Genomic DNA, 22,257 nt, shown 5'->3' with positions numbered 1-22,257 from the left:
GACCGGGCGGCGATGTCAGCCGCGATAGTTCCAGCGCGGAGCGATCAGGACTTGTGCGCAGCGTTCGCCGACTTCACCGGCGGGGCATCGACTTTGACGAAGCTCTGGATCGGATAGTGCTGGCCGCGCACCACGACATCGGCCCAGCGATCCAGCCGGTCGGTGCCGCTGTTCTGGATGCCGACCGCTTCCACGAAGGGCAAGTCGAACGCCGGCGTCATCAGCGTGGCGCGATACCATTGCCGGCCGCTGTCCTGAAAATAGATCACGCGGTCGCCGTCCGCGCGCCAATCCCGGATCGCGCCGTGGTTGATGAAGGGGACCGACGCCTCCTCGCTTGGCGCGGCCCGCGCCATCGCGGTCGAAGCGGCAACCGGGGATGCCACCATGGCCAGCGCAGCCAGAGGGGCGAGGAACAGTGCTTTGTTCTTCATGGCTTTTGCTCCATCGAGTTTATGCCCCCGACATGGCGCGGCTTCGCACCGGTTCAAGCTGCCGATACACTAGATTACACAACGTGACGTTAGGATGAATGCGGTGACCGGGCGGCGCTGCCGGAGCGGTGTCCTCTTTCTTGCTGTATGTGAATATCCTGCGCGGCCGGCACCATCGCCATCCTCGCGAGTTGTGATGCCGGGGCACGATTGCGTGCGCCAACCCATCATCACCGCATCGTCGCCGCAAGGCGTCGCCACAGCAGGGAAGGCATCGCCATGGCCAAGTCGCCTCGACCCCCTTCGGACCGTCGCCAAGCGGCCGGAGGCGAGACTCACCAGTGTGCGGAGGATCTGGATACCGCGGTTCTCACCACCAACCACGGCGTTCCCGTTTCCGACAACCAGAATTCGCTGAAGAGCGGATCGCGCGGGCCGACGCTGCTCGAAGACTTCGTGCTGCGCGAAAAGATCTTCCACTTCGATCACGAACGCATTCCCGAGCGCATCGTCCATGCGCGCGGCAGCGGCGCCCATGGCGTGTTCGAGGCGACCGACGACATTTCCGACCTGTCGAAGGCCGCCGTCTTTACCAAGGGCGAAAAGACCGAGGTGTTCGTGCGCTTTTCCACCGTCGCCGGCGGCGCCGGGTCGGTCGATACGCCGCGCGACGTGCGTGGCTTCGCGGTCAAATTCTACACGCGGGAGGGCAACTGGGATCTGGTGGGCAACAACATTCCGGTGTTCTTCATCCAGGATGCGCTCAAGTTTCCCGACCTTGTCCATGCCGTGAAGATGGAGGCCGATCGCGGCTACCCGCAGGCCGCCAGCGCCCACGATACGTTCTGGGACTGGGCCTCGCTGATGCCGGAGACGACCCACATGCTGTTGTGGGCGATGTCGGATCGCACCCTGCCGCGCGCGTTCCGGACGATGGAAGGGTTCGGCGTCCACACTTTCAAGCTCGTCAACGCGAAGGGAGAGGCGAGCTTCGTCAAGTTCCACTGGAAGCCACGGCTCGGCCTGCAATCGACGATCTGGGACGAGGCGCTCAAGCTGCAGGCGGCGGACAACGACTACCAGCGCCGCGACCTGTTCGAAGCCATCGACACTGGCAATTTTCCGCAGTGGGACCTGGGCATACAGGTGTTCGACCAGGCTTTTGCGGAGGCGCAGCCCTATGACGTGCTGGATGCGACCAAGCTCGTTCCCGAAGAGGACGTGCCCGTCCGCATCATCGGCACGCTGACGCTGAACCGCAACGTCGACAATTTCTTCGCAGAGACGGAGCAGGTGGCCTTCCTGCCGTCGAACATCCCGCCGGGTATCGACTTTTCGAACGACCCGTTGTTGCAGGGGCGGCTGTTCTCCTATCTCGACACGCAGAATTCGCGTCTGGGTACGACAAATTTCCACCAGATTCCCGTCAATGCGCCGCGCTGTCCGTTCGGCAATTTCCAGCGCGACGGCAAGATGCAGACCATGGTGCCCAAGGGCCGCGCCAATTACGAACCGAACAGCCTGGTCGCCCATGGAGAGGAAGGCGGCCCGCGCGAAAGCGCCTTGGCCGGGTTTGCCACTGTGGATGCCGCGACGGGAGCGGAAGAGAGCGGCGAAAAGCTGCGCGTCCGTTCGGAGACATTCGCCGATCACTACAGCCAGGCGCGCCTGTTCTATCGCTCGCAGACGCCCAGCGAGCAGGCGCATATCGCCTCGGCCTTCGTGTTCGAACTCTCGAAAGTCGGCCTGCTCGATCAGGTGCCGCCGCGCATGGTGGCGAACCTGCGCAATGTCGACGAGGACCTTGCCCGGCGCGTTGCCAACGGGCTTGGCATCCCGCTCCCGCCCAAGACACGGGCGGCGAAGGAGCCGATCGACATGCCGCCATCCGATGCGCTGTCGATCCACAAGAACATGAAGGAGACGCTGGAAGGCCGCGCGGTCGGCATTCTCATAGCCGATGGCACCGATGCCGCCGTACTCGACGCGGTGATCGGCGCGGTCAGGAAGGCCAAGGGCAAGGCCGTGATCGTCGCGCCCAAGGTGGGCGGGGCAAAGCTGAGCGATGGATCGGTGCGCAAGGCCGACGGCCAGCTTGCCGGATCGCCAAGCCAGCTCTTCGACGCTGTCGCCATCGTGTTGTCGGACGATGGCTGCGCGGCGCTCCTGAAGGAAGCGGCGGCCGTGCAGTTCGTGATGGACGCTTTCGGGCATTTGAAGGCGATCGGCTACAGCGACGCGGCGAAGCCTTTGCTGGACAAGGCTGGCGTCGCGCCTGACGCAGGCGTCACCGGCCTTGGCAAGCCGTTCGTCGCAGCGGCCGCGCGCCGGTTCTACGATCGCGAGCCGAACGTGCGCACCCTGGCATGAAACTGCCGGCGCTGCAGGACGGGGACGCGCTTCGGGAAGTCGGCGCGGCGTCGATCGCGCTGATCGGCGCGGGGCCGACTTCCATCTATACGCTCCAGGCCCTGCTGGCGCGGGCGGCTGGCCCGCTCTCGATCACGATCTTCGAAGAGCAGGCGCGGGCCGGGCTGGGAACGCCTTACCGGCCCGGCTGGAACGATCCGGCAATGCTCGCCAACATCGCCAGCATCGAGCTTCCGCCCGTCGGGATGACGCTGGTGGAGTGGCTGGCGCGGCAGGCGCCCGAGCGGCTCGCGGGATACAACATCGATCCGGACGGCATCGACGAACGCACCTTCTACCCCCGCGTCGTGCTCGGGCATTACTTGCGCGACCGGTTCGAGGCGCTGGTCGCCGAGGGGCGTGCGGCTGGCCATGCGATCGACGTTCGTGTCCGGTCGCGGGTGACGGACATAGCGGCGGAAGGGGACGGCCTGTGCCTTTCCGTGCAGCCGCGCGGCGGCCCGGCCTACCAGGCACGGTTCGGGCAGCTTGTGATCGCGACCGGGCATGAATGGCCGGAGGAACCGGAGGTTCGGCCGGGCTACTTCGCCAGCCCGTGGCCGGCCAGTGCGCTTAAGCGCATCCCGGCCGGGCCGGTCGGCATTCGCGGAACATCGCTCAGCGCGATCGACGCGGCGGTCGCGCTGGCGGTTCACCACGGCGCGTTCGTGATCGCCGCCGGCGAGGACGCAGGCGAGCCGGCGCCGGGGGAGAGCGCATCGGCGGAGGATCAGGCGCTTCACTGGAAGCCGCAGGCCGGCGGCGCCGCGCTGCATATCACGATGATGTCGCGCAAGGGCTTGATGCCGGAGGCGGATTTCTTTTGTCCCATCCCGCATGAACCGTTGACCATTTTCACCGAGGAGGCCGTGCAGGGTCTGATCGAAGCGGGCGAAACTGGCCTGCTCGATCGCACCTACGGGCTGTTCGAGGAACAATTGCGACTTGTCGATCCGGACTATGCCGACAAGATCGGGAGGGATTCCTCCGTCGAGGCGTTCGGCGAGCGCTATTTCGCCGAGCGTCTCGCCGCCGATCCCTTCGCGTGGGCGCAGGCCAATCTCGACGAGGCGCGAAAGAATTTCGAAACCGGGACCACCGTTCCGTGGCGCTATGCCATCCTGAGGGCGCACGAGGTGTTCGCGCGGATCGTGCCGCACCTCGATGAAGCGGATCATGCCCGCTTTTCCGAGCATCTTCAGCCGATCTTCACGGACAATTACGCAACCGTGCCTCACGCATCGATCGAGCGCCTCCTGGCGCTGCATCGCGCCGGTGCCCTGACCATCCTGGCGGTGGGCGACGATGCCAGGCTCGATACGCATTCGGACGCGTCGGGTGCGACCATGTCGTTCGACGGCCATCAGCATCATTTTCCCGCGTTCATCGACGCTACGGGCCAGCGGCCGCTGGAAGCGGCGGCGTTCCCGTTCCAGACCCTGCTCGATCAGGGCGTTGTGCAGGATGCGGGGGAAATCGGGGCCGGATACCGCGGGATCGTGATCGACGATGACTTTCGGCCTGTCTCGGAGCAGCCGGTTGCCCGGCGCATCCATCTGCTGAGCCTGCCATTCATTCTGGGGCGGCATCCCTTCATCCAGGGCCTGACCAGCTGCCACGAAATGGGGGAGGCCGTCGGCGCGCAGTTGGCCGACCGGGCGGCCATGGCCACTGCAGCGCCCTAGTTCATTTCCGGCCCGGCCACGGCCTGCGCAATGGCCTGATACCCGTTTCCGAGCCACTGCACCGGGGGCAGGATCAGGCGATCGACGATATGCAGGTTCGGCGCGATCTGCGGCAGCACGAACAGCAGCAGGATCATGATCGGCAATCCGTAAGGCCGCATCCGCGCATAGGCCATGGCCGCGCGATCGGGCAGCAGCCCCTCGACGATATGGGAGCCATCGAAGGGCGGCACCGGCAGCAGGTTGAACACCGCCAGGAAGATGTTCAGCGCGATGAAGTTCTGGAGATTGGCGGCGAGGAACAACAAGGCCGTTCCAGGTTGCGCCGCATCCGTGGTGAAACGGGCGAGCAGGCCAAGGCCGATCGCTCCCAGCAAGGCGAGCACGAGATTGGTGCCGGGGCCTGCCGCCGCCACGATCATCATGTCGCGGCGCGGGTCGCGCAGGCGCCGGGCGTCGACCGGCACCGGCTTGGCCCAGCCGAACACCGGCGCCTTGATCAGCGCCAGAAAGCCCGGAAGAATCACCGTGCCCATGGGATCGACATGGCGCAGGGGATTGAGGCTCAGCCGGCGTTGTTCGCGCGCGGTCGGGTCGCCCAGCAGACCGGCGACCCAGCCGTGCGCCACTTCGTGAAACACGATAGCCAGCACCAGCGGCACGATCAGTGTCGCCGCTTGCCACATCGTATCGCTCATGGATGCAAAGCCTCGCTGAAATGGCGCCGGCAGAGCGCGACATAGCGGTCGTTCCCGCCGATCTCGGTTTGCGCGCCGGCCCTGACCGCCGCGCCGTCGCTGTCGACGCGCAGGTTCATCGTGGCCTTGCGACCGCAATGGCAGACGGCCTTCAGTTCGACCAGCGCATCGGCAATGCCCAGCAGCGCGGCCGAACCGGGGAACAGCTCGCCCCGGAAATCGGTGCGCAGGCCATAGCAGAGAACGGGGATACCGGCCTCGTCCGCCACGCGCGCCAGCTGCCACACTTGCGGCCCGGAAAGGAACTGCGCTTCGTCGATCAGCACGCACGACAGCGGCTGCACCGCGTGGGCGGCGGTCACGCGCGCCCACAGGTCGGTGCCCTCGTCGAACAGGTGCGCGTCCGCCTCCAGCCCGATGCGGCTGGCGATCGGCTTGCGCTGCCAGCGATCATCCACCGCCGCCGTCCACAACATGGTCGCCATGCCGCGTTCGCGGTAGTTGAAATCGGCCTGCAGCAGCGTGGTCGATTTCCCCGCGTTCATGCTGGCGTAGTAGAAATAGAGCTTGGCCATGCGTGGCGGCGATCAGCCGGCGTCGTCTTCGGGATCGCCGTCCAGATCGCGGGTTACGCGCGGGTCGGCCAGCAGCGCATCGATCCGGCTCGCCTCTTCGAAGCTTTCGTCGGGCAGGAACTTGATCTTTGCCGCGTACTTGAGCTTCAGGCGGCTCGCCACTTCCTTCTGGAAGAAAGCCGTATTGGTACGCAGCGCCTTGATGACGTCCGCCTCGTCCGTTCCGAGCAGCGATTTCACGAAGACGGTGGCGTGGCGCAGGTCGGGCGACATGCGGACTTCGGTGACCGAGACGGTATGCGCGGTCAGCACGTCGTCATGCACCTGCTGGCGCGTGAGCAGTTCGGACAGGATGTGCCGGACCTGTTCGCCCACCTTGAGAAGCCGGACGCTGCGGTTTTCGGGCGTGGAAGTGTTCAAGCGTGCCAAGGCGGTGTCTGTCTTTCAATCCATCTTCGCCGGGATGCGGGCCAGTGAACGCGCGTTGCGTGCCGTTCCCCGGCATCCCGGCCGTTTTCCATGAAGGCGCCGACGAACGAGTTGTCCGTCATGCCATCGACGGTTCCGATATAGAGAGAGCGGCCGCTTATTGCGAGCCCTTCGGCGCGCCATGCCGCACGCCCGTTTCCGCGGTGCCCGGCGTTTGTAACAAACAGAGAAATTTCTGCGACATTTTCTGACGGTTGGTGACGGACCTTGTCGCAGGGGCTGAGCGTTTCTTCCGCAACCACGCAGGAGACCGCATCATGAAGAAGATTGTTTTCACCGCCATCGCCCTGGCCATGGTCATTCCGGCAGCGACGCCCGCTCTGGCCGATCCGCCCCGTCATCAAAATGGCCGGCATGACAACGATCGGCGCGATTTCCGCCATGACGACCACCGCGCGGGACCGGGCTATTCGCGGTATCAGCCCAATCCGTTCCGCAAGGGGCAGCGTTTTGAACAGCGCCGCGCGCCGAACTACCGCGTGATCGATTATCGCCGCTACCACCGCCTGCACGCGCCGCCGCGCGGCTATCGCTGGGTCCAGTCGGGCGGGGATGCCCTGCTGGTCGGCATCGCGACCGGCGTGATCGCCTCGGTGGTGGCAGGTACGTTCAACTGACGATTGCCGCCCGTCACGTTTCGGGAATGGGTAGCTTTGATCGCTTTTTGCGATGAAAGTTACCCAATAAATCAATTTTGCGATTTTGGTGTTCCGCGAGACAGTTTCCCCAGGCACGCAACAGGGGAACTGGATCGCGCAGGGTTAAGCCCTGCGCGGACGCCTGAAAGGAAACAGGGCAAGCATCGGCACCGACGCGCGGGGGTGTTCCTGCGCGGCAGGTCGCCTACGCCTTGCTCACGCGTTTTCCACCTCCTGTCCGCCGTGCCTCTCGGGTTGCATGAGAGAGGAGACGAGGACATGCGACGTACTTCGATTTCGATGATCGCCATGCTGGCGGTGGCCGTCACGCCGATGGCCGGGGTGGCCCATGCCGAAGATGCGGCGGTGGTGAACAAACCGACCACCAACAAGGATTGGTGGCCCCAGCTTCTCGATCTGCGGCCGCTGCGCCAGCATGCCGATGCAGCCAACCCCTATGGCGCGGATTTCGACTATGCGAAGGAATTCGCCACGCTCGATATCGCCGCCGTGAAGAAGGATATCGACAAGGCGCTGACCACGTCGCAACCGTGGTGGCCGGCCGACTACGGCAACTACGGGCCGTTCTTCATCCGCATGGCCTGGCACAGTGCCGGCACCTATCGCACGATCGACGGTCGTGGCGGCGGCGGGGGCGGAGAACAGCGGTTCGAACCCCTCAACTCCTGGCCCGACAACGTCAGCCTCGATAAGGCGCGCCGCCTGCTGTGGCCGATCAAGCAGAAGTATGGCCGCAAGATATCGTGGGGCGATCTCATGGTTCTGGCGGGCAACGTCGCGCTGGAGAACATGGGCTTCAAGACGATCGGCTTCGGCGGCGGGCGCGTGGATTCGTGGGAACCGGACCTGGTGTACTGGGGATCGGAAAAGAAGTGGCTCGGCAGTTCCGAACGCTTTTCAGGCGGCCGCAAGCTCAACGGGCCGCTTGCCGCCACGCAGATGGGTCTCATCTACGTGAATCCGGAAGGGCCGAACGGTAATCCGGACCCGATCGCCGCCGCCGCCGACATCCGCGAGGCGTTCGGCCGGATGGCGATGAATGACGAGGAAATCGTTGCGCTTATCGCCGGCGGCCACACCTTCGGCAAGGCCCACGGGGCACATGCGCCGGACAAGTGCGTCGGCCCCGATCCGTCCGCCGCGCCGATCGAGCAGCAGGGCCTTGGCTGGGCCAACACGTGCGGCAAGGGCAACGCCGAAGACACCGTTTCCAGCGGCCTGGAAGGCGCGTGGTCGGCCAATCCGATTGCGTTCACCACGCAGTACCTCGACAACCTGTTTGCCTTCGACTGGGTGCAGACCAAGAGCCCGGCCGGCGCGACCCAGTGGATACCCAGCGACAAGAACGCCGCGAATCTTGTGCCGGACGCGCACCTGCCCGATGTGCGCCACGCGCCCATCATGTTCACGACCGACCTTTCGCTGAAACAGGACCCGGCGTTCCGCGCCATCGCGCTGCGCTTCCAGAAGAACCCGCAGGAGTTTGCGGACGCTTTCGCCCGCGCCTGGTTCAAGCTGACGCACCGCGATATGGGGCCGCGCGCCCGCTATCTGGGCAACGATGTGCCGAAGCAGGCCTTCACCTGGCAGGACCCGCTGCCTGTGGCGGACTATGCGATGATCAATGGGCAGGATGAAGCGCAGCTCAAGTCCAGAATCCTCGCGTCCGGCCTGACCGGACCCGAACTGATCCGCACGGCCTGGGCTTCGGCCTCGACGTTCCGGGGTACGGACATGCGCGGGGGGGGCAACGGCGCGCGCATCCGTCTTGCCCCGCAGAAGGACTGGGCCGCGAACAACCCGGCCGAACTGGCGAAAGTGCTGGCGGCGCTGGGCAAGGTGCAGGCCGATTTCAACAAGGCGGCGCCGGGCGGCCGCAAGGTGTCGCTGGCCGATCTGATCGTGCTGGGCGGCAGCGCGGCGGTGGAGCAGGCGGCCGGGAAGGCGGGATATGCCGTTGCCGTGCCGTTCAGGGCCGGACGGGTCGACGCCACGCAGGCGCAGACCGATGCGGCCTCGTTCGCGGTGCTGGAGCCGAAGGCCGACGGGTTCCGCAACTACTACGATCGGGCGGCTTATCTGGCGCCGGCGGAAGCGCTGGTGGACAAGGCCAACACGCTGGGCCTGACCGTGCCGGAAATGACGGTGCTGCTGGGTGGCTTGCGTGTGCTGGATGCCAATGCCGCGGGATCGCGCAACGGCGTGTTCACCACCCGTCCCGGCCAGCTGACCAACGACTTCTTCGTGAACCTGCTCGATATGGCCACGGTCTGGTCGAAGTCGGCCGCCGATGTGGGCCTCTATGAAGGCAAGGACCGCACGAGCGGGCAGGTGAAGTGGAAGGCGACGCCGGTGGACCTGATCTTCGGGTCCAATTCGGAACTGCGGGCGGTGTCCGAGGCCTATGCTTCCGATGACGCGCGCGAACAGTTCGTCAAGGACTTCGCCGCCGCGTGGGCCAAGGTGATGAACGCCGACCGGTTCTGACGGCAAGCGCGATCACATGCGGAAAGGCCGCGCTTCCGGTGCGAAGCGCGGCCTTTCTGTCATTCGTCGAACCCCACGAAAGTTGCCGCCTCGGCCACCGACTTGCGCTTCGAGACCACGGCGTTGGCGGGGAAGCTCTCGTCCGGCCAGCCCATCGCCACGCAGATCATGATGACCTGATCGTCGGCGATCTTCGCGTGTTCGCGCACGACCGGGCTTTGCATGATGCCCTGGCTGTTGATCACGCAGCCCAGCCCGCGCGACCAGGCCGCGTTGACCAGCGCCGTCGTTACTGCGCCGCAATCGAACGGGGCGATATCGCCGCCGAACAGCGCGCGGTCATACGTGACGACGATGGACACCGGCGCGTCGAACTGGCGGAAGCCGCGCAGCACCCAGTCCAGCCGTTTTTCCTTGTCCTCGCGCGCGATACCCATGGCGCCGAACAGTTGCTTGGCGATTTCCACCTGCCGTTCGCGGTGCGCGCCTTCATAAACCTCGAACTTGCGGAACTCCCGGCTTTCGGGAACGCCTTCCAGATTGCGGCGGGTGTTTTCCGCGCGGATGCGGTCGAGCGGGGCGCCGGTCACGACCGTGAAATTCCACGGTTGCGTGTTGAGCGAGGAGGGTGCGCGGATCGCCAGCGCCAGGATTTCCTCGATCAGTTCGCGCGGAACCGGTTTCTTCAGAAAGCCGCGAATGCTGCGGCGGCCATAGACGACCTCGTCGTAGCCAGGCCCGTTAAGTGTTGTCACTGTCCTCTCCCACCGACCGTTTAACCGCATGATTAAACGGTCGGTGGCGGAGAGCAAGAGAGAGGATCAGGCGGCCTTGCGCTTTTCGAGGTCGAGGCGGCCCCAGATTTCGACCAGCGCATCGGTCAGGTCTTGCATCATCGCTTCGGTGTGCGCCGGCCCGGGGGTGAAGCGCAGGCGTTCGGTGCCGCGTGGCACGGTCGGGAAATTGATCGGCTGCACATAGACGCCGTATTCGGCGAGCAGGATGTCGCTGACCTTCTTCGCGCGCACCGGATCGCCGACCATCAGCGGAACGATGTGCGTGGAGGACGGCATGACCGGAAGACCGGCTTCGGCGAACAGGCGCTTGAGCGTGGCGGCCGACGCCTGCTGCGCCTCGCGCTCGACGCTCGACGCCTTGAGATGCCGCACCGCCGCCAGCACGCCGGCGACCAGCACCGGGGAGAGCGAGGTGGTGAAGATGAAGCCCGGCGCGTAGGAACGGATCACGTCGATGATCCGCGTATCGGCCGCGATATAGCCACCCATCACGCCGAAGGCCTTGCCCAGTGTGCCCTCGATGATGTCGATCCGGCTGGCCGCCTCGTCCCGCTCCGAAATGCCGCCGCCGCGTGCGCCATACATGCCCACGGCGTGGACTTCGTCGATGTAGGTGAGGGCGTTGTACTTTTCGGCAAGGTCGCAGATCGCGTGGATCGGCGCGATGTCGGCGTCCATCGAATAGACGCTTTCGAACGCGATCAGCTTGGGCAGCGCCGGATCGGTTTCGGCGAGCAGTTCTTCAAGGTGCTCGACGTCATTGTGACGGAACACCTTCTTCTCGCAGCCCGAATTGCGGATGCCCGCGATCATGCTGGCGTGGTTCAGATCGTCCGAGAAGATCACGCAGCCCGGCAGGATTTTGGCGAGCGTGGACAGCGTGGCATCGTTCGAGACATAGCCCGAGGTGAACAGCAGCGCGCCGTCCTTGCCGTGCAGGTCGGCCAGTTCGCGCTCCAGCTCGATGTGGTAGTGCGTGTTGCCGCCGATGTTGCGCGTGCCGCCGGAACCGGCGCCCACGTCATGCAGCGCTTCTTCCATCGCCGCGATCACCTTGGGATGCTGGCCCATGGCGAGATAGTCGTTGGAACACCACACCGTGATCGGCTTCGGGCCGTTGTGGCCGGCAAAGCAGCGGGCGTTGGGGTAAGCGCCCTTGTTACGGAGGATGTCGATGAAAACCCGGTAGCGGCCTTCGGAATGCAGACGGTCGATCGCCTGGTCGAAAACTTGATCGTAATTCACCCCGCCGCTCCTTGTGTCAGGCTCGAAAATGCCGGGCCATCGGCGAATGGCGCGGCTTGTACGCTTGTTGTTTGTGCTTGGCCAGCCGGTTTTCGCGCCTGCACCCGTGCGGGATCGCCGAAGCCGATATGGAAGGCACCGTCATTGCGCTGGCGCAAAAGCCAGTCGCGATCATGCTGAAAAGCGATGGTCAGGCCCGGCGTGCGCGCCTGCAGCGTGCGCAGGCCCTTGATCCAGCCGATCACCGCCCTGCGGTTCTCTGGAGCAAGCCAATCCGCGACAAGCCGCGAACGACCCCGTGTTTCGGACAGGTTCCGTTCCATCGAGGTCACGTCGCCAGGGAACAGATATTCGCGCCCGCTGGCTAGCGCCACGTAGATCAGTTGCGATCCCGGCGTGTGGCCCGGCATCGGCATGACTGCGACTCCGGGCGCGAGCGCCGTGGCGCCCTGCCGCTCGACCGGCGGCGGCAGGGCTTGCGCGCTCTTGCCCGCGCGGCCAAGCTCCGCCGCCAGCGGGAGATACTGCGTGCGAGGCAGGAACAGCTTCGCCGCGTTGTTGGCCATGCCGCGTGAAGCTGCAAAGCCGCCAATGTGATCGTAGTGTTCGTGCGTGAAGACGATGTGGTCAGCCGAGTCCATCGCGGCCTCGACGCGCTGCTGCGCGGCGGCGTCGTAGTCGGTCATGTCGAGCGTCCCGGCCTGTTCGCGCGTCAGACCGCTGTCGATCAGCACCGTCCCGCCGGGGCCGCGCACGCGGAACGCGACCGCCGCGATCCCCGCCTTGCCGAAACCGCCGCCCGCAACCAGCAGCGTGGCGGGCGAGGTGCCCTGCGCCACGATTTCCAGATCGATCGCATCCGGGCGCGGCCCTGGCATCGCAGCCGCTGCGCGACGCAGTGCGCCGATGTCGATCGGGCGTTCGGCGATGGGCCCGGTGCGGTTGTCGATCAGCAGCCAGTAGGCCGCGCCCACCACGGCGAGCAACAGGACAGCAGCGATCTTCCATCCCGTGCGCAAGAACCGTCCCCCCCTTGAAGCGCGCGCCTAAAGTATAGCAACGCGGCCCAGGCCATAGGCCGCCAGAGCGGGCCGCAGGCGTTCCACATCCTGCCCCCCGCGCGTGAACAGCGCAACGTCGTCCTGCTCGCGGTTCCAGGTCTGCCCTTCGGTCAATGCGGCGACCCGTCGGGCGATGCCGTCCGATCCATCGACGAACCGCACGTCTCCGCCGAAAGCGTGCGCCAGTTCCGGCTGCACCAGCGGGAAATGCGTGCAGGCCAGCACCACTGTATCGATCCGGTCGCCGCCGGGCATGGCGCGCAGCGCGGCGGCGGCGCGGGCATAGACCGCCGGATCGACCGGTTCGCCGCGCAATTGCGCTTCGGCCGCCTGCACCAGTTCCGGCGCGCCGTGGCGCAGCAGGGTCTTGCCCGCCGCGAATTCGGCTTCCAGCCGGTCGACATAGACCTGCCGGATCGTGGCTTCGGTGCCGAGCAGGCCGATCACGCCGGACCGTGTCATCGCCGCCGCCGGCTTGATCGCCGGCACGGTGCCCACGATCGGCACTTCCAGCACCTCGCGCACCGAAGCGAGCGCGATGGTGGAGGCGGTGTTGCAGGCGATGCAGACAAGGCGCGGGCGAAAGCGTTCGGTCATGCGGCCCAGCAGGCCGGAAACGCGCGCGGCGATCTGCGCCTCGGTCTTGGTGCCATAGGGCAGGCCGGCGTTGTCGGCGGCGTAGATCACCGGCGCATCGGGCAGGAGCGCGCGGATCTTGCGCAGCACCGAAAGCCCGCCCACGCCGGAATCGAACACCAGCAACGGCGCCGCGGCATCGACTTCGGCGGGTCTGGCCGGTTGCCTGGCCTGTATTGTCGCGCCTGTTGCTGTCACGCCTGTCGGGTTTCCTTTGCTGGCTCTGGTGCCTTCTATCGGTTTCCGAACTGAAAAGGAAAGACGCCCCTTTCCGAACCCGCGCGATGAATTGTAAGAGTGCCGTCGTGGATGCCCTGCTCGCCTCGCTCGCCGCCTATGCGCTCGGTTCAATTCCGTTCGGGCTGATTCTCACGCGCCTGGCCGGTGCGGGGGATCTGCGCAGCATCGGTTCGGGCAATATCGGCGCTACCAACGTGCTGCGCACCGGGAACAAGGGGCTGGCGGCGGGCACACTGCTGCTGGATCTGGCAAAGGGTGCGCTGGCCGTGCTTCTGGCCCGGCACGTCTGGCCCGGCACGGAAGCGCTGGCGGCGTTCTTCGCGGTGATCGGGCACTGCTTCCCCGTGTGGCTGCGGTTCAAGGGTGGCAAGGGCGTGGCCACGATGATGGGCATTTCGCTTGCGCTCGCCTGGCCGATCGGCCTTGCCTATGCGCTGGTGTGGCTGGGCGTGCTGTTCGCCTCGCGCATTTCCTCGCTGGGCGGCATGTGCGCCGCGCTGGCCGCCCCGCTGGCAGCGTTCGCGGCGGGCTATGGGCAGTACGCCCCCGTTCTCGCGGTGCTGGCGGTGATGATCCTGTGGCTGCACCGCGCCAATATAGCCCGGCTGCGCGCGGGCACGGAACCCCGGGTCGGTTCGGGGAGCGGCAGCGCCAAGTGAGCGCGCGCGGCGTGCCCGATCCTGCGCGGCCCGCCGATACCCCGTTCGCCCTTGCGCGTGAGGAGGCTTTCGCTCGAATCCGCCTGCTGCGCACGCCGCACATCGGGCCTGCCAGCTACTTTCATCTGCTGCGGCGGTATGGCAGCGCGGTGGCCGCCCTCGAAGCCGTACCCGAACTGGCGGCGCGCGGTGGCGGGCGCGTGGTCCCCGCGCCCGAAGATCGCATCAGCGCGGAGATCGCGCGGGTCCGCCAGCTGGGCGCGCGCTATGTCTTTCACGATTCCCCCGCCTATCCCGCGCTGCTTGCCGCGCTGGACAGCCCGCCGCCGATCCTGACCGTGCGCGGCGACGACGCGCTGTTGCGGCGCCCTTCGGTCGCCATCGTCGGCGCGCGCAATGCCTCGGCCGGCGCGGTCAAGCTGGCGCGCGATTTCGGCGCTGCGCTGGCGGGCGCTGGCTGCGCCGTGATTTCCGGCCTTGCGCGCGGGATCGATGCCGCGGCGCACCGGGGCGCGCTGGCCGCCATGGCCGACGGCGGCGGCACCGTGGGCGTCATCGCCAGCGGGATCGACATCGCCTATCCGCCCGAAAACGCCGCCTTGCAGGACGAGGTGGCGGAAAAGGGCCTGCTGATCGCCGAGATGCCGCCCGGCACCGAACCGCTCGCGCGCCATTTTCCGCACCGCAACCGCATCATCGCGGGCCTCGCCACAGGCACGCTGGTGGTGGAGGCCGCGCCGAAGTCCGGCTCGCTGATCACCGCGCGGCTGGCGGGGGAGGCGGGGCGCGAGGTCATGGCCATCCCCGGCTCCCCGCTCGATAGCCGCTCGCACGGCTGCAACCAGCTGATCCGGGACGGCGCGGTGCTGGTGCAGTCGCCGGAGGACGTGCTGGAATTGCTGCGGGACTTCGGCGGCGCGCCGCGATCGCTGCTGCGCGAGCCGGAAGCCCTTGCGCCATCCTTCCCGGAGGACGAAGCGCCCGCCGATATCGAGGCCCTGCTGGGCGCTGCTCCCGTCGCGGTCGACGAGCTGGTCCGGCAGAGCGGCGCATCGCCGGGCGCGGTGCAGATGGCGCTGATCGAGCTGGAAATCGCCGGACGGCTCGTGCGCCATGCCGCCGGCCGCGTTTCGCTGGTGTAAGCGGCAACAAGGGATTGAGGAGAGGTACGATGCAGGATCACCGTTTCGCACGCCGGATGTTCCGCTGGGCGGCGATCTACGGGATCGTGGTGCTCGCGCCGCTCTATCTCGCGCCGCTGCCCGAACGCGGCGCGGAAGTCTCTTTGGGTTTCATCGGGGTGGCGCTGGTGTTCCAGGCGGTGTTCTGGATCATTGGCGGTGATCCGGCGCGCTATCGGGCCTTAATGCCATGCGCGGTGGGGGAAAAGCTGGTGTTTGGCCTGCCGGCGCTGGCGCTGTTCGCGCAGGGGAGGGCCGTGCCGGCCGTGGCCGTGTTCGCGGCGATCGACGTGCTGCTCGGGCTTGGTTTCCTGCTGGCCTGGCGGAAGACGGCCTGATTTTCCGACCGCTGCTCTTACTTTTCGTGAAATCCGCTTGCGTGCGCTCCGTCCCATCGTAATGTTTCGCAACATAAACGGGTCGCGGAAGATTGTCGGGATGGGGGACTATCATGAATTTCCGCAATACGTTTGTGCTTGCCGTTGCGGCGGCAGGCTTCCTGATGACCGCGCCCACCGTTGCCTGGGCGGGAGATGACGCACCGGTAAAGGTACAGGGCAAGGATGCGGTGAAAGGCGCCTCGCAGGTCGCCATTGCCGCGTTCAACGTTGGCTTCATTTTCGAATCGACCGATCAGACCAAGGCCTCGGGCGGCCTGATGGGGGCGTTCGGAGGGGCGACCAAGGCCAAGAGTTCGCTCGTAGGCGTCACCCCGGCAATGATGCAGTCGATCGCCGACGCGGCCTACGCCGATTTCGTCGCAAAGCTGAATGCCGCCGGCCTGACGGTGCAGGACCCGGCCGCCGTCTTCGCTGCGCCGGCACTGGCCAACCCGCATGGACAGCAACCGCCGGTCGAAATCGGCATCCAGCTTGAAAAGGGCAGCAAGGGCAAGGCCACCTACATGAAGCCCACGGTGCTGCCCACGCTGATCCTGCTGCCGGGCGATTTCACCGGTAGCGGCATGTCCAGCATCGGCCTCAACATGTCAGCCGGGCAGGCCAGCGGCGCGCTGTCGAACTACGCCAAGGCGGCCGGCGTACCCGTGCTGGACGTGACCTACCTGATCGACTTTTCCGACCAGAAGCGGCCTGGCGCGTTCAGCTTCGGCGGGCTGGAGGTCAACGCCAACCTTTCCGTCACGCCAAGCTATTCGCGGATGACGGCGCTGGGGCCGAACGGCAAGACCGTAACGGTCACGCTCAACCGTGGCGTGTCGGTGGATGGAGATTTCGTTGACAAGCAGGATGCGTCCAGCAACCTCGACAAGACCACGCAGGCGGCGGCCAACGTCGGTGGCGGGGTAATGGCGGCGATGGGCTTCGGCGGGATGCGCTTCGGCAAGACGCGCAAGTTCGAGTTCACCGCCAAGCCTGGCAATTACGAACAGGGGGCGACCAAGGCGGCCGCGCTCGCGAACGACCAGATGGTGGGGCAGATCGTCTCTCTGCGCTAGGAATGGAAGGACGGGGTTGCATGGCGGACGGAGAACGGAAAGTCAGCGTAAGCGAGATCTTTTCCGAGTTCGGCGGCACCCTGACCCGCCATGCCCGCCTTTCGCTGCTTGCGGGGCTTGGCATCGTGGCGGTCACCTCGATCGTCGATGTCCTGCTCGGGGATAGCGGGGGGCAGTTTGGCGGTACGATCGCCTCGTTCCTGATCCAGTATCATCTGATGGAGCAGATGCTTGCAGCGGATGGGCTGCTGTCCCCTTCCGTCACGGGCAGACGCTATCTCTCGGTCGTCGGCGCCAGCATTCTCACCACACTGGGCATGATGCTGGGTTTCGCTCTGTTGATCGTTCCGGGCCTGCTGTTGCTGGCGCGCTGGTCGCTGACCTGGCCCTACATCATCGGCCAGGGAATGCGCGCGACCGAAGCGATGGGCGCAAGCTGGCGGCACACCCGCGCCTCGATGGTGTCGATCGCGCTGGTCTATGTGATCTGCCTGGTGTTGCTGGTGGTGCCGCTGGCGGGCGTGGGCGTTGCCCAAGGGCTGGCTTCCGCGCTGTCCGGTCCGTCGATCACCGCAGGAGTCGGAGGGACCATTCTCGGCAACGCGGTGGCCGCGCTGATGGCGGTGGGCGGAACCGCGTTGACGCTCGCGCTCTACCGGCTGCTTGGCCATTCGGACAACCGGCTGGCCGAGGTGTTCGGGTGACGCCTTTGTTCGTGACGATCAAGGCAGTGGGATGATCGGCGCAAGGCAAGGCTTGACGATCGGCGTGCGGCATCGCCACCCTCGCGCGTACACATACGCGTAAGGTCACGATATACCCGCCATGCAGCTTGTTATTGTTGAATCGCCGGCCAAGGCCAAAACCATCGAGAAGTACCTTGGCCCCGGCTACAAGGTTCTCGCCTCCTACGGTCACGTCCGCGACCTGCCCGTGAAGGACGGCTCCGTCCGCCCGGACGAAGACTTCGCGATGGACTGGGAGCTTTACGGCGACAAGCAATCGCGCGTGAAGGCGATCACCGATGCCGCGAAGGAAGCCGACCGCCTGATTCTCGCCACCGACCCCGATCGCGAGGGTGAGGCGATTTCCTGGCACGTCCGCGAACTGCTGTCGATGCGGCGCGCCCTGCCCAAGGAGGTGGAGCGAGTCACCTTCAACGCCATCACCAAGGCCACCGTGACCGAGGCGATGCAGCACCCGCGCGCGCTCGATCAGGACCTGATCGATGCCTATCTGGCCCGCCGCGCCCTGGATTACCTGTTCGGCTTCACGCTCTCGCCCGTGCTGTGGCGCAAGCTGCCGGGCGCCAAGTCCGCCGGCCGCGTACAGTCGGTGGCGCTGCGGCTGATCGTGGAGCGCGAGCGCGAGATCGAATCGTTCCGCGCGCAGGAATACTGGTCGGTCGTCGCGCGGCTGGAGCAGGGCGGCACCGAGTTCCAGGCCCGGCTGGTGCGGTTCGACGGCGAAAAGCTCGATCGCCTGAGTCTGGGCGACGAAGGCGTGGCGATGCGCGCCAAGGCGGCGGTCGAAGGCGCCACGTTCCGCGTCGAGGAGGTCGAGACCAAGCCCGCCCGGCGCAATCCCTATCCGCCGTTCACCACCTCCACGCTGCAGCAGGAAGCGGCGCGCAAGCTGGGCTTTTCGGCCAGCCACACCATGCGCGTGGCGCAGACGCTCTACGAAGCCGGCGCGATCACCTATATGCGTACCGACGGCGTGCAGATGGACCCCAGCGCCATCAGCATGGCGCGCAAGGCGATCTCGGACCGCTATGACGGGCATTCCCTGCCCGAAAAGCCCCGGCACTACGAAACCAAGGCCAAGAACGCGCAGGAAGCGCACGAGGCGATCCGCCCCACCGACTTTGCCAAGGATCGCTATGGCTCGGGCGATGAGGCGCGGCTCTACGATCTGATCTGGAAGCGCGCGATCGCCAGCCAGATGGCTTCGGCCAGCCTCGAACGCACCACGGTGACGCTGCGCGAGGGCACCGGGCGACACGAATTGCGCGCCACCGGGCAGGTGGTGAAGTTCCCCGGCTTCCTGGCCGTGTACGAGGAAGGGCGCGACCAGAAGCAGGATGCGGAGGACGACGATTCCGGCCTGCTGCCCATGATGAACAAGGGCGATACCCCGGCCAAGCGCGGGGTGGACGCCACCCAGCACTTCACGCAGCCGCCGCCGCGCTATTCGGAAGCCAGCCTCGTCAAGCGGCTGGAGGAACTCGGCATCGGTCGTCCTTCCACGTATGCCGCCACGTTGCAGGTGCTCAAGGACCGCAACTACGTGCGCACCGAGAAGAACCGTTTCTTCGCCGAGGAATCGGGACGGATGCTGACGGCGTTCCTCGAACGCTTCTTCGATCGCTACGTCGCCTACGATTTCACCGCCGGCATGGAGGACGAACTCGACGACGTTTCCGGCGGCCGCGCGGCATGGAAGCAGGTGCTGGCCGCGTTCTGGCGCGATTTCAAACCGAAGTCCGACGAGGTGATGGAGAAGAAGCCGAGCGAGGTGACCGCCGCGCTCGACGAATTCCTGGAGGACTATCTGTTCCCGCCCAAGGCGGACGGCACCGATCCGCGCCTGTGCCCCAAGTGCGGGGAAGGGCGCCTGTCTTTGCGCGGCGGGCGCTATGGCGCGTTCATCGCCTGCTCGAACTATCCGGAATGCAAGTTCACCCGTAAGTTCGCGCAGCCCGGCGGGGCCGACGGCGAAGGCGGGGACGAGGATGGCGCGCTGGGCAAAGACCCGGCCACCGGTCTGGAGGTGGTGCGCCGGTCGGGCCGGTTCGGCCCCTACATCCAGCTCGGCGAAGGCAAGGAAGCCAAGCGCGCCTCGATCCCCAAGGACATTCCCGAACTCGATCTGGAATGGGCGCTGAAGCTGCTCAGCCTCCCGCGCGAGATCGGGGCGCATCCGGAAAGCGGCAAGCCGATCACGGCCAGCATCGGGCGCTATGGCCCCTATCTGGCGCATGACGGCAAGTATGCGCGGCTGCGCTCGACCGCCGAAGTGTTCGAAACGGGCATGAACGCGGCCGTGGTCAAGCTGGCCGAAGCCGCCAACGGCGCCGCCGCGCGGGGATCGCGCGCGCCGGCCGAACCGCTCAAGACCTTCGGGCCGCACCCGACTTCGGGCGGCGAGATCAAGCTGATGGCGGGGCGCTATGGCCCTTACGTCACCGACGGCACCACCAACGCCACGCTCCCGCGCGACAAGCAGCCCGAAGCGCTGACGCTGGAGGAAGCGATCGCCCTGATCGACGAACGCGCCGCCAAGGGGCCGGCCAAGGGCAAGAAGAAGGCTCCGGCGAAAAGGGCGGCACCGAAGAAAGCGGCGCCCAAGAAGGCGGCTGGCGAGAATAAAGCCGCGGCAAAGAAGCCCGCGGCGAAGAAGGCCGCTGCCGAATAGGCGGGGCAGGTCCTGGCGCGCCGGTCAATTGATGATCGGCGCGTGGTCCTCCTCCAGCGTGGCCGCCACGTTCGCCTGGACGGTGCCGGGGCGGGCGTTCTGCGCCAGCCAGGTGCGGAAATCGTGCAACTCGGCGGGCTTGATGCGTCCCAGCTTGTAGGCCCGGGCGATGGCCAGTGCGGCCTGATCGTTCCCCTGCCGCGCGGCCTGGATGTACCAGTCGAGCAGATTGTCGTGCAGCGGCATGTACGGATGCCGATCGCCTTCGCTCGCCACGAGAAACTGGCCGCGTTCGGACCCGCGCCTGGCCGCTTCGCGATACCAGTGCGTTTCGCGGCCGAACGTATCGATGCGGTCCCACGCGCGGTTGGGATGCGTGGTGGCGGCGCGGTAGAAATCGCCGAGGAAAAGCGCTGCCTGAGTGCTGCCGGCGTCGGCTGCCTTGACCACGCAGGTTCCGGCCGGTGCTTCCTCTATCGGCCTGCCTTGCACCAGCATGGCTTCCGAAAGGCCAGCCGTGGGGCAGGCGGCAAAGGCCCGGTCAGCTTGGGCTTTGCGGCCCGCGCTGGTGTCTCCGCCGTGTTCAGGTGCGCAGGACGTCAACGCGATGCAGGCCATCGCCAAGGGCAGGAGGAACCGGCCCGTCAATGCCCCAGCCTTCGCAGCACGGTGTTGTAATCGAAGTCGCCGGGGGGCACGGTGCAGGTGCCCGGCCGCATGAACAGACAGAACTTCTGCTTTTCGGGCGCCTTGTGCGGTTGCAGGCACTCCACCTGTCGATAGGACGCAGGCAATTCGGGCGCGGACAGGCGTGGCGCGATGATGACGTTGAAAGCCGGAGCCATAGCCTGCGCCGATGCCGCCGATCGGCGGCCTTCCAGCAGCATGACCGGAACGGAGCGGTTTAGGTAAGTATAGTTGGCCATCGGCAGGTCCGGCTCCTGGAAAAGCGCCAGGCCGCAGATGCCGGGAGTGCGGCCGGCCTTGGCCAGCATGGTGTTGGCCGCGCGCCCGTTGCCCCAATAGGCGCTGAACGGCTTGGTCGCGCCGACGACGGCGGAGAGCAGGAACCACAGCACGCAGAGCGCGATGGTGGCGTTGATGCGCTCCGCTACCCGCCAACGCCCCGCCAGTGCCTTCCACAGATCGACGGACCCGATGGCCGCCAGGAATACGCCCAGCGCGATGGCGAGGATGACAAACCGGTATTCCTTGTGTGGGATCAGCGAGTGGCTGGCGATCACGACTAGCGCGATGACCGCCACGAACGGAAAGCGGCGTGCGCCGGTCAGCAGGGACGGCAGCAGGATGACCATGGCGATATGCCAGGTCGCGCCGATTTGCGTCAGGAACCACCACGGCGGCTGGGTGCCGAACGAGGCACTGCGGTTTTCGCCGAGGTTGATCGCGAAATTGCGCCACAGCCACAGCAACGGCGGCGCGCCGGCCGCCATGTCGGCGAGCGCGCCAAGGACGATCGCGACGAGGCTGCCACCGGCGAGTGGCAGAAGCGTGCGGCGCGGATCGCCGCTGACCGCGAGCAGACCGATCAGCGCCAGCGCGGGCGCGTACTGGAAGCGAACGATGAAGGCGAGGCCAAGGAGCAAACCCAGCATCCCGGCAAGCCTCATCGACGGGCGCTCACGCAGCCGCATCGCCAGCCAGAGCGCGGGCACGGTCAGCGTCAGCGCAATTCCGTCGCCCGAAGGCCGTGCCGCGAAGTAGAAGATTTCCACCCATATCGCGCCGACCCAGCCGGCGACGATCGCGTGTTGCCGGCTGATCCGTTCGCCCATGGCAAAGAAACTGGCGACCACGCCCAGCGACAGCAGGCCCAGCAGGCCCCGCGTCAGCCACAGATGCAGCATCGTGTCCGGCGCGATCGCGTGGCCGAGCGCGAGCGAAGGGGTGAGCAGCATCGGCACCAGCCAGCCGCGAATGCCTTCGTGGAATTCCCACGCCACGATCCAGTGGCCGGTCAGGCGGCCCCAAGCGGGCTCCAGATACTGCCAGATTTCATCCGGCTGGTGGACAATGGTCTGGCTCGCCATCGCCAGCCGGAACACCAGCGCCACCCCGAGTATGGGCGCCAAAGCGCGCCAGGCCGTCGGAATCTTGCGGCCGGTTGT

The 22,257-nt window shown here is 66.4% G+C and carries 20 protein-coding genes; 10 read left to right on the top strand and 10 right to left on the bottom strand.

From position 1 onward, the window contains the following. Positions 1–44 precede the first annotated feature (44 nt). The gene (locus EH199_RS10395) at positions 45–434 is read right to left on the bottom strand and encodes a DUF6491 family protein (protein WP_124809180.1); all 390 of its coding nucleotides are present in this window, start codon (positions 432–434) and stop codon (positions 45–47) included. A gap of 279 nt (positions 435–713) precedes the next feature. Between EH199_RS10395 and EH199_RS10390 the strand changes: the two genes are divergently transcribed. Together EH199_RS10390 and EH199_RS10385 are read left to right on the top strand one after the other, a co-directional pair. Beyond that, on the top strand, positions 714–2,804 hold the full coding sequence (locus tag EH199_RS10390) for a catalase (protein ID WP_124809179.1): 2,091 nt from the start codon (positions 714–716) through the stop codon (positions 2,802–2,804). Further along, entirely contained in the window at positions 2,801–4,528 is a 1,728-nt protein-coding gene (locus EH199_RS10385) for an FAD/NAD(P)-binding protein (protein ID WP_124809178.1), read from the top strand. Before EH199_RS10390 ends, EH199_RS10385 begins: the two co-directional genes overlap by 4 nt. Here EH199_RS10385 and EH199_RS10380 read toward each other — a convergent pair. The 3 genes from EH199_RS10380 to rbfA are packed head-to-tail and all read right to left on the bottom strand — an operon-like array spanning position 4,525 to position 6,230. After that, complete coding sequence (locus tag EH199_RS10380; protein ID WP_124809177.1) at positions 4,525–5,226, bottom strand: site-2 protease family protein; 702 nt, start codon at positions 5,224–5,226, stop codon at positions 4,525–4,527. The genes EH199_RS10385 and EH199_RS10380 overlap by 4 nt on opposite strands. Further along, positions 5,223–5,801 carry a thymidine kinase gene (locus EH199_RS10375; RefSeq protein WP_124809176.1) on the bottom strand — a complete coding sequence of 193 codons (579 nt, stop codon included), beginning with the start codon at positions 5,799–5,801 and terminating at the stop codon, positions 5,223–5,225. Before EH199_RS10375 ends, EH199_RS10380 begins: the two co-directional genes overlap by 4 nt. A 12-nt stretch (positions 5,802–5,813) precedes the next feature. Continuing rightward, on the bottom strand, positions 5,814–6,230 hold the full coding sequence (rbfA, locus tag EH199_RS10370; RefSeq protein ID WP_124809175.1) for a 30S ribosome-binding factor RbfA: 417 nt from the start codon (positions 6,228–6,230) through the stop codon (positions 5,814–5,816). A 317-nt stretch (positions 6,231–6,547) separates the two neighbouring features. On the opposite strand from rbfA, the gene EH199_RS10365 reads away from it, so the two are divergent. Then, entirely contained in the window at positions 6,548–6,907 is a 360-nt protein-coding gene (locus EH199_RS10365) for an RcnB family protein (RefSeq protein WP_223806604.1), read from the top strand. Between the two features lie 300 nt (positions 6,908–7,207). Continuing rightward, on the top strand, positions 7,208–9,436 hold the full coding sequence (gene katG, locus EH199_RS10360; protein ID WP_124809174.1) for a catalase/peroxidase HPI: 2,229 nt from the start codon (positions 7,208–7,210) through the stop codon (positions 9,434–9,436). A 59-nt stretch (positions 9,437–9,495) separates the two neighbouring features. Here the strand turns inward: katG and EH199_RS10355 are convergent, their stop codons facing one another. From EH199_RS10355 to murI, 4 genes are all read right to left on the bottom strand, one after another. Further along, positions 9,496–10,191 carry a nitroreductase gene (locus EH199_RS10355; protein WP_223806603.1) on the bottom strand — a complete coding sequence of 232 codons (696 nt, stop codon included), beginning with the start codon at positions 10,189–10,191 and terminating at the stop codon, positions 9,496–9,498. A 66-nt stretch (positions 10,192–10,257) separates the two neighbouring features. Beyond that, positions 10,258–11,478 carry a 5-aminolevulinate synthase gene (gene hemA, locus EH199_RS10350; RefSeq protein WP_124809172.1) on the bottom strand — a complete coding sequence of 407 codons (1,221 nt, stop codon included), beginning with the start codon at positions 11,476–11,478 and terminating at the stop codon, positions 10,258–10,260. Continuing rightward, a complete protein-coding gene (locus EH199_RS10345; protein WP_124809171.1) occupies positions 11,475–12,497 on the bottom strand; it encodes an MBL fold metallo-hydrolase in 1,023 nt (340 codons plus the stop codon). Before EH199_RS10345 ends, hemA begins: the two co-directional genes overlap by 4 nt. Positions 12,498–12,524: 27 nt before the next feature. Then, positions 12,525–13,352 carry a glutamate racemase gene (murI, locus tag EH199_RS10340; RefSeq protein WP_124809198.1) on the bottom strand — a complete coding sequence of 276 codons (828 nt, stop codon included), beginning with the start codon at positions 13,350–13,352 and terminating at the stop codon, positions 12,525–12,527. Between the two features lie 128 nt (positions 13,353–13,480). Here murI and plsY point away from each other — a divergent pair, with 128 nt between their 5' ends. The 6 genes from plsY to topA all read left to right on the top strand — a co-directional run bounded on the left by plsY (position 13,481) and on the right by topA (position 20,128). Beyond that, positions 13,481–14,074, top strand: a complete 594-nt coding sequence (gene plsY / locus EH199_RS10335) for a glycerol-3-phosphate 1-O-acyltransferase PlsY (protein ID WP_223806602.1) — start codon at positions 13,481–13,483, stop codon at positions 14,072–14,074. Continuing rightward, entirely contained in the window at positions 14,071–15,216 is a 1,146-nt protein-coding gene (gene dprA, locus EH199_RS10330; protein ID WP_223806601.1) for a DNA-processing protein DprA, read from the top strand. Before plsY ends, dprA begins: the two co-directional genes overlap by 4 nt. Positions 15,217–15,245: 29 nt before the next feature. Continuing rightward, the gene (locus EH199_RS10325; protein ID WP_124809169.1) at positions 15,246–15,593 is read left to right on the top strand and encodes a hypothetical protein; all 348 of its coding nucleotides are present in this window, start codon (positions 15,246–15,248) and stop codon (positions 15,591–15,593) included. Between the two features lie 113 nt (positions 15,594–15,706). Then, positions 15,707–16,711: a hypothetical protein gene (locus tag EH199_RS10320; RefSeq protein WP_223806600.1), complete on the top strand. Its 1,005-nt coding sequence runs from the start codon at positions 15,707–15,709 to the stop codon at positions 16,709–16,711. Between the two features lie 20 nt (positions 16,712–16,731). Further along, positions 16,732–17,415, top strand: a complete 684-nt coding sequence (locus tag EH199_RS10315; protein WP_190287215.1) for a glycerophosphoryl diester phosphodiesterase membrane domain-containing protein — start codon at positions 16,732–16,734, stop codon at positions 17,413–17,415. Positions 17,416–17,536: 121 nt separating this feature from the next. Then, on the top strand, positions 17,537–20,128 hold the full coding sequence (gene topA / locus EH199_RS10310; RefSeq protein ID WP_124809167.1) for a type I DNA topoisomerase: 2,592 nt from the start codon (positions 17,537–17,539) through the stop codon (positions 20,126–20,128). A gap of 24 nt (positions 20,129–20,152) precedes the next feature. Here the strand turns inward: topA and EH199_RS10305 are convergent, their stop codons facing one another. Further along, positions 20,153–20,776 (bottom strand): hypothetical protein, encoded by a 624-nt coding sequence (locus tag EH199_RS10305; RefSeq protein ID WP_124809166.1) that lies wholly within the window; start codon positions 20,774–20,776, stop codon positions 20,153–20,155. Then, on the bottom strand, positions 20,773–22,221 hold the full coding sequence (locus EH199_RS10300; RefSeq protein WP_190287214.1) for a mannosyltransferase: 1,449 nt from the start codon (positions 22,219–22,221) through the stop codon (positions 20,773–20,775). The genes EH199_RS10305 and EH199_RS10300 overlap by 4 nt, the downstream gene beginning before the upstream one ends. Positions 22,222–22,257: the final 36 nt, after the last annotated feature.

The organism is Novosphingobium sp. LASN5T, from assembly GCF_003856955.1.
Classification (GTDB): domain Bacteria; phylum Pseudomonadota; class Alphaproteobacteria; order Sphingomonadales; family Sphingomonadaceae; genus Novosphingobium.
This window is presented reverse-complemented; position numbering and strand designations above follow the sequence as displayed.

Excerpts from the sequence above, each read along its gene's own strand:
- EH199_RS10395 (WP_124809180.1), bottom strand. The coding sequence starts at position 434 with ATGAAGAACAAAGCACTGTTCCTCGCCCCTCTGGCTGCGCTGGCCATG.
- EH199_RS10390 (WP_124809179.1), top strand. The coding sequence starts at position 714 with ATGGCCAAGTCGCCTCGACCCCCTTCGGACCGTCGCCAAGCGGCCGGA.
- EH199_RS10385 (WP_124809178.1), top strand. The coding sequence starts at position 2,801 with ATGAAACTGCCGGCGCTGCAGGACGGGGACGCGCTTCGGGAAGTCGGC.
- EH199_RS10380 (WP_124809177.1), bottom strand. The coding sequence starts at position 5,226 with ATGAGCGATACGATGTGGCAAGCGGCGACACTGATCGTGCCGCTGGTG.
- EH199_RS10375 (WP_124809176.1), bottom strand. The coding sequence starts at position 5,801 with ATGGCCAAGCTCTATTTCTACTACGCCAGCATGAACGCGGGGAAATCG.
- EH199_RS10365 (WP_223806604.1), top strand. The coding sequence starts at position 6,548 with ATGAAGAAGATTGTTTTCACCGCCATCGCCCTGGCCATGGTCATTCCG.
- katG (WP_124809174.1), top strand. The coding sequence starts at position 7,208 with ATGCGACGTACTTCGATTTCGATGATCGCCATGCTGGCGGTGGCCGTC.
- EH199_RS10325 (WP_124809169.1), top strand. The coding sequence starts at position 15,246 with ATGCAGGATCACCGTTTCGCACGCCGGATGTTCCGCTGGGCGGCGATC.
- EH199_RS10320 (WP_223806600.1), top strand. The coding sequence starts at position 15,707 with ATGAATTTCCGCAATACGTTTGTGCTTGCCGTTGCGGCGGCAGGCTTC.
- EH199_RS10315 (WP_190287215.1), top strand. The coding sequence starts at position 16,732 with ATGGCGGACGGAGAACGGAAAGTCAGCGTAAGCGAGATCTTTTCCGAG.
- topA (WP_124809167.1), top strand. The coding sequence starts at position 17,537 with ATGCAGCTTGTTATTGTTGAATCGCCGGCCAAGGCCAAAACCATCGAG.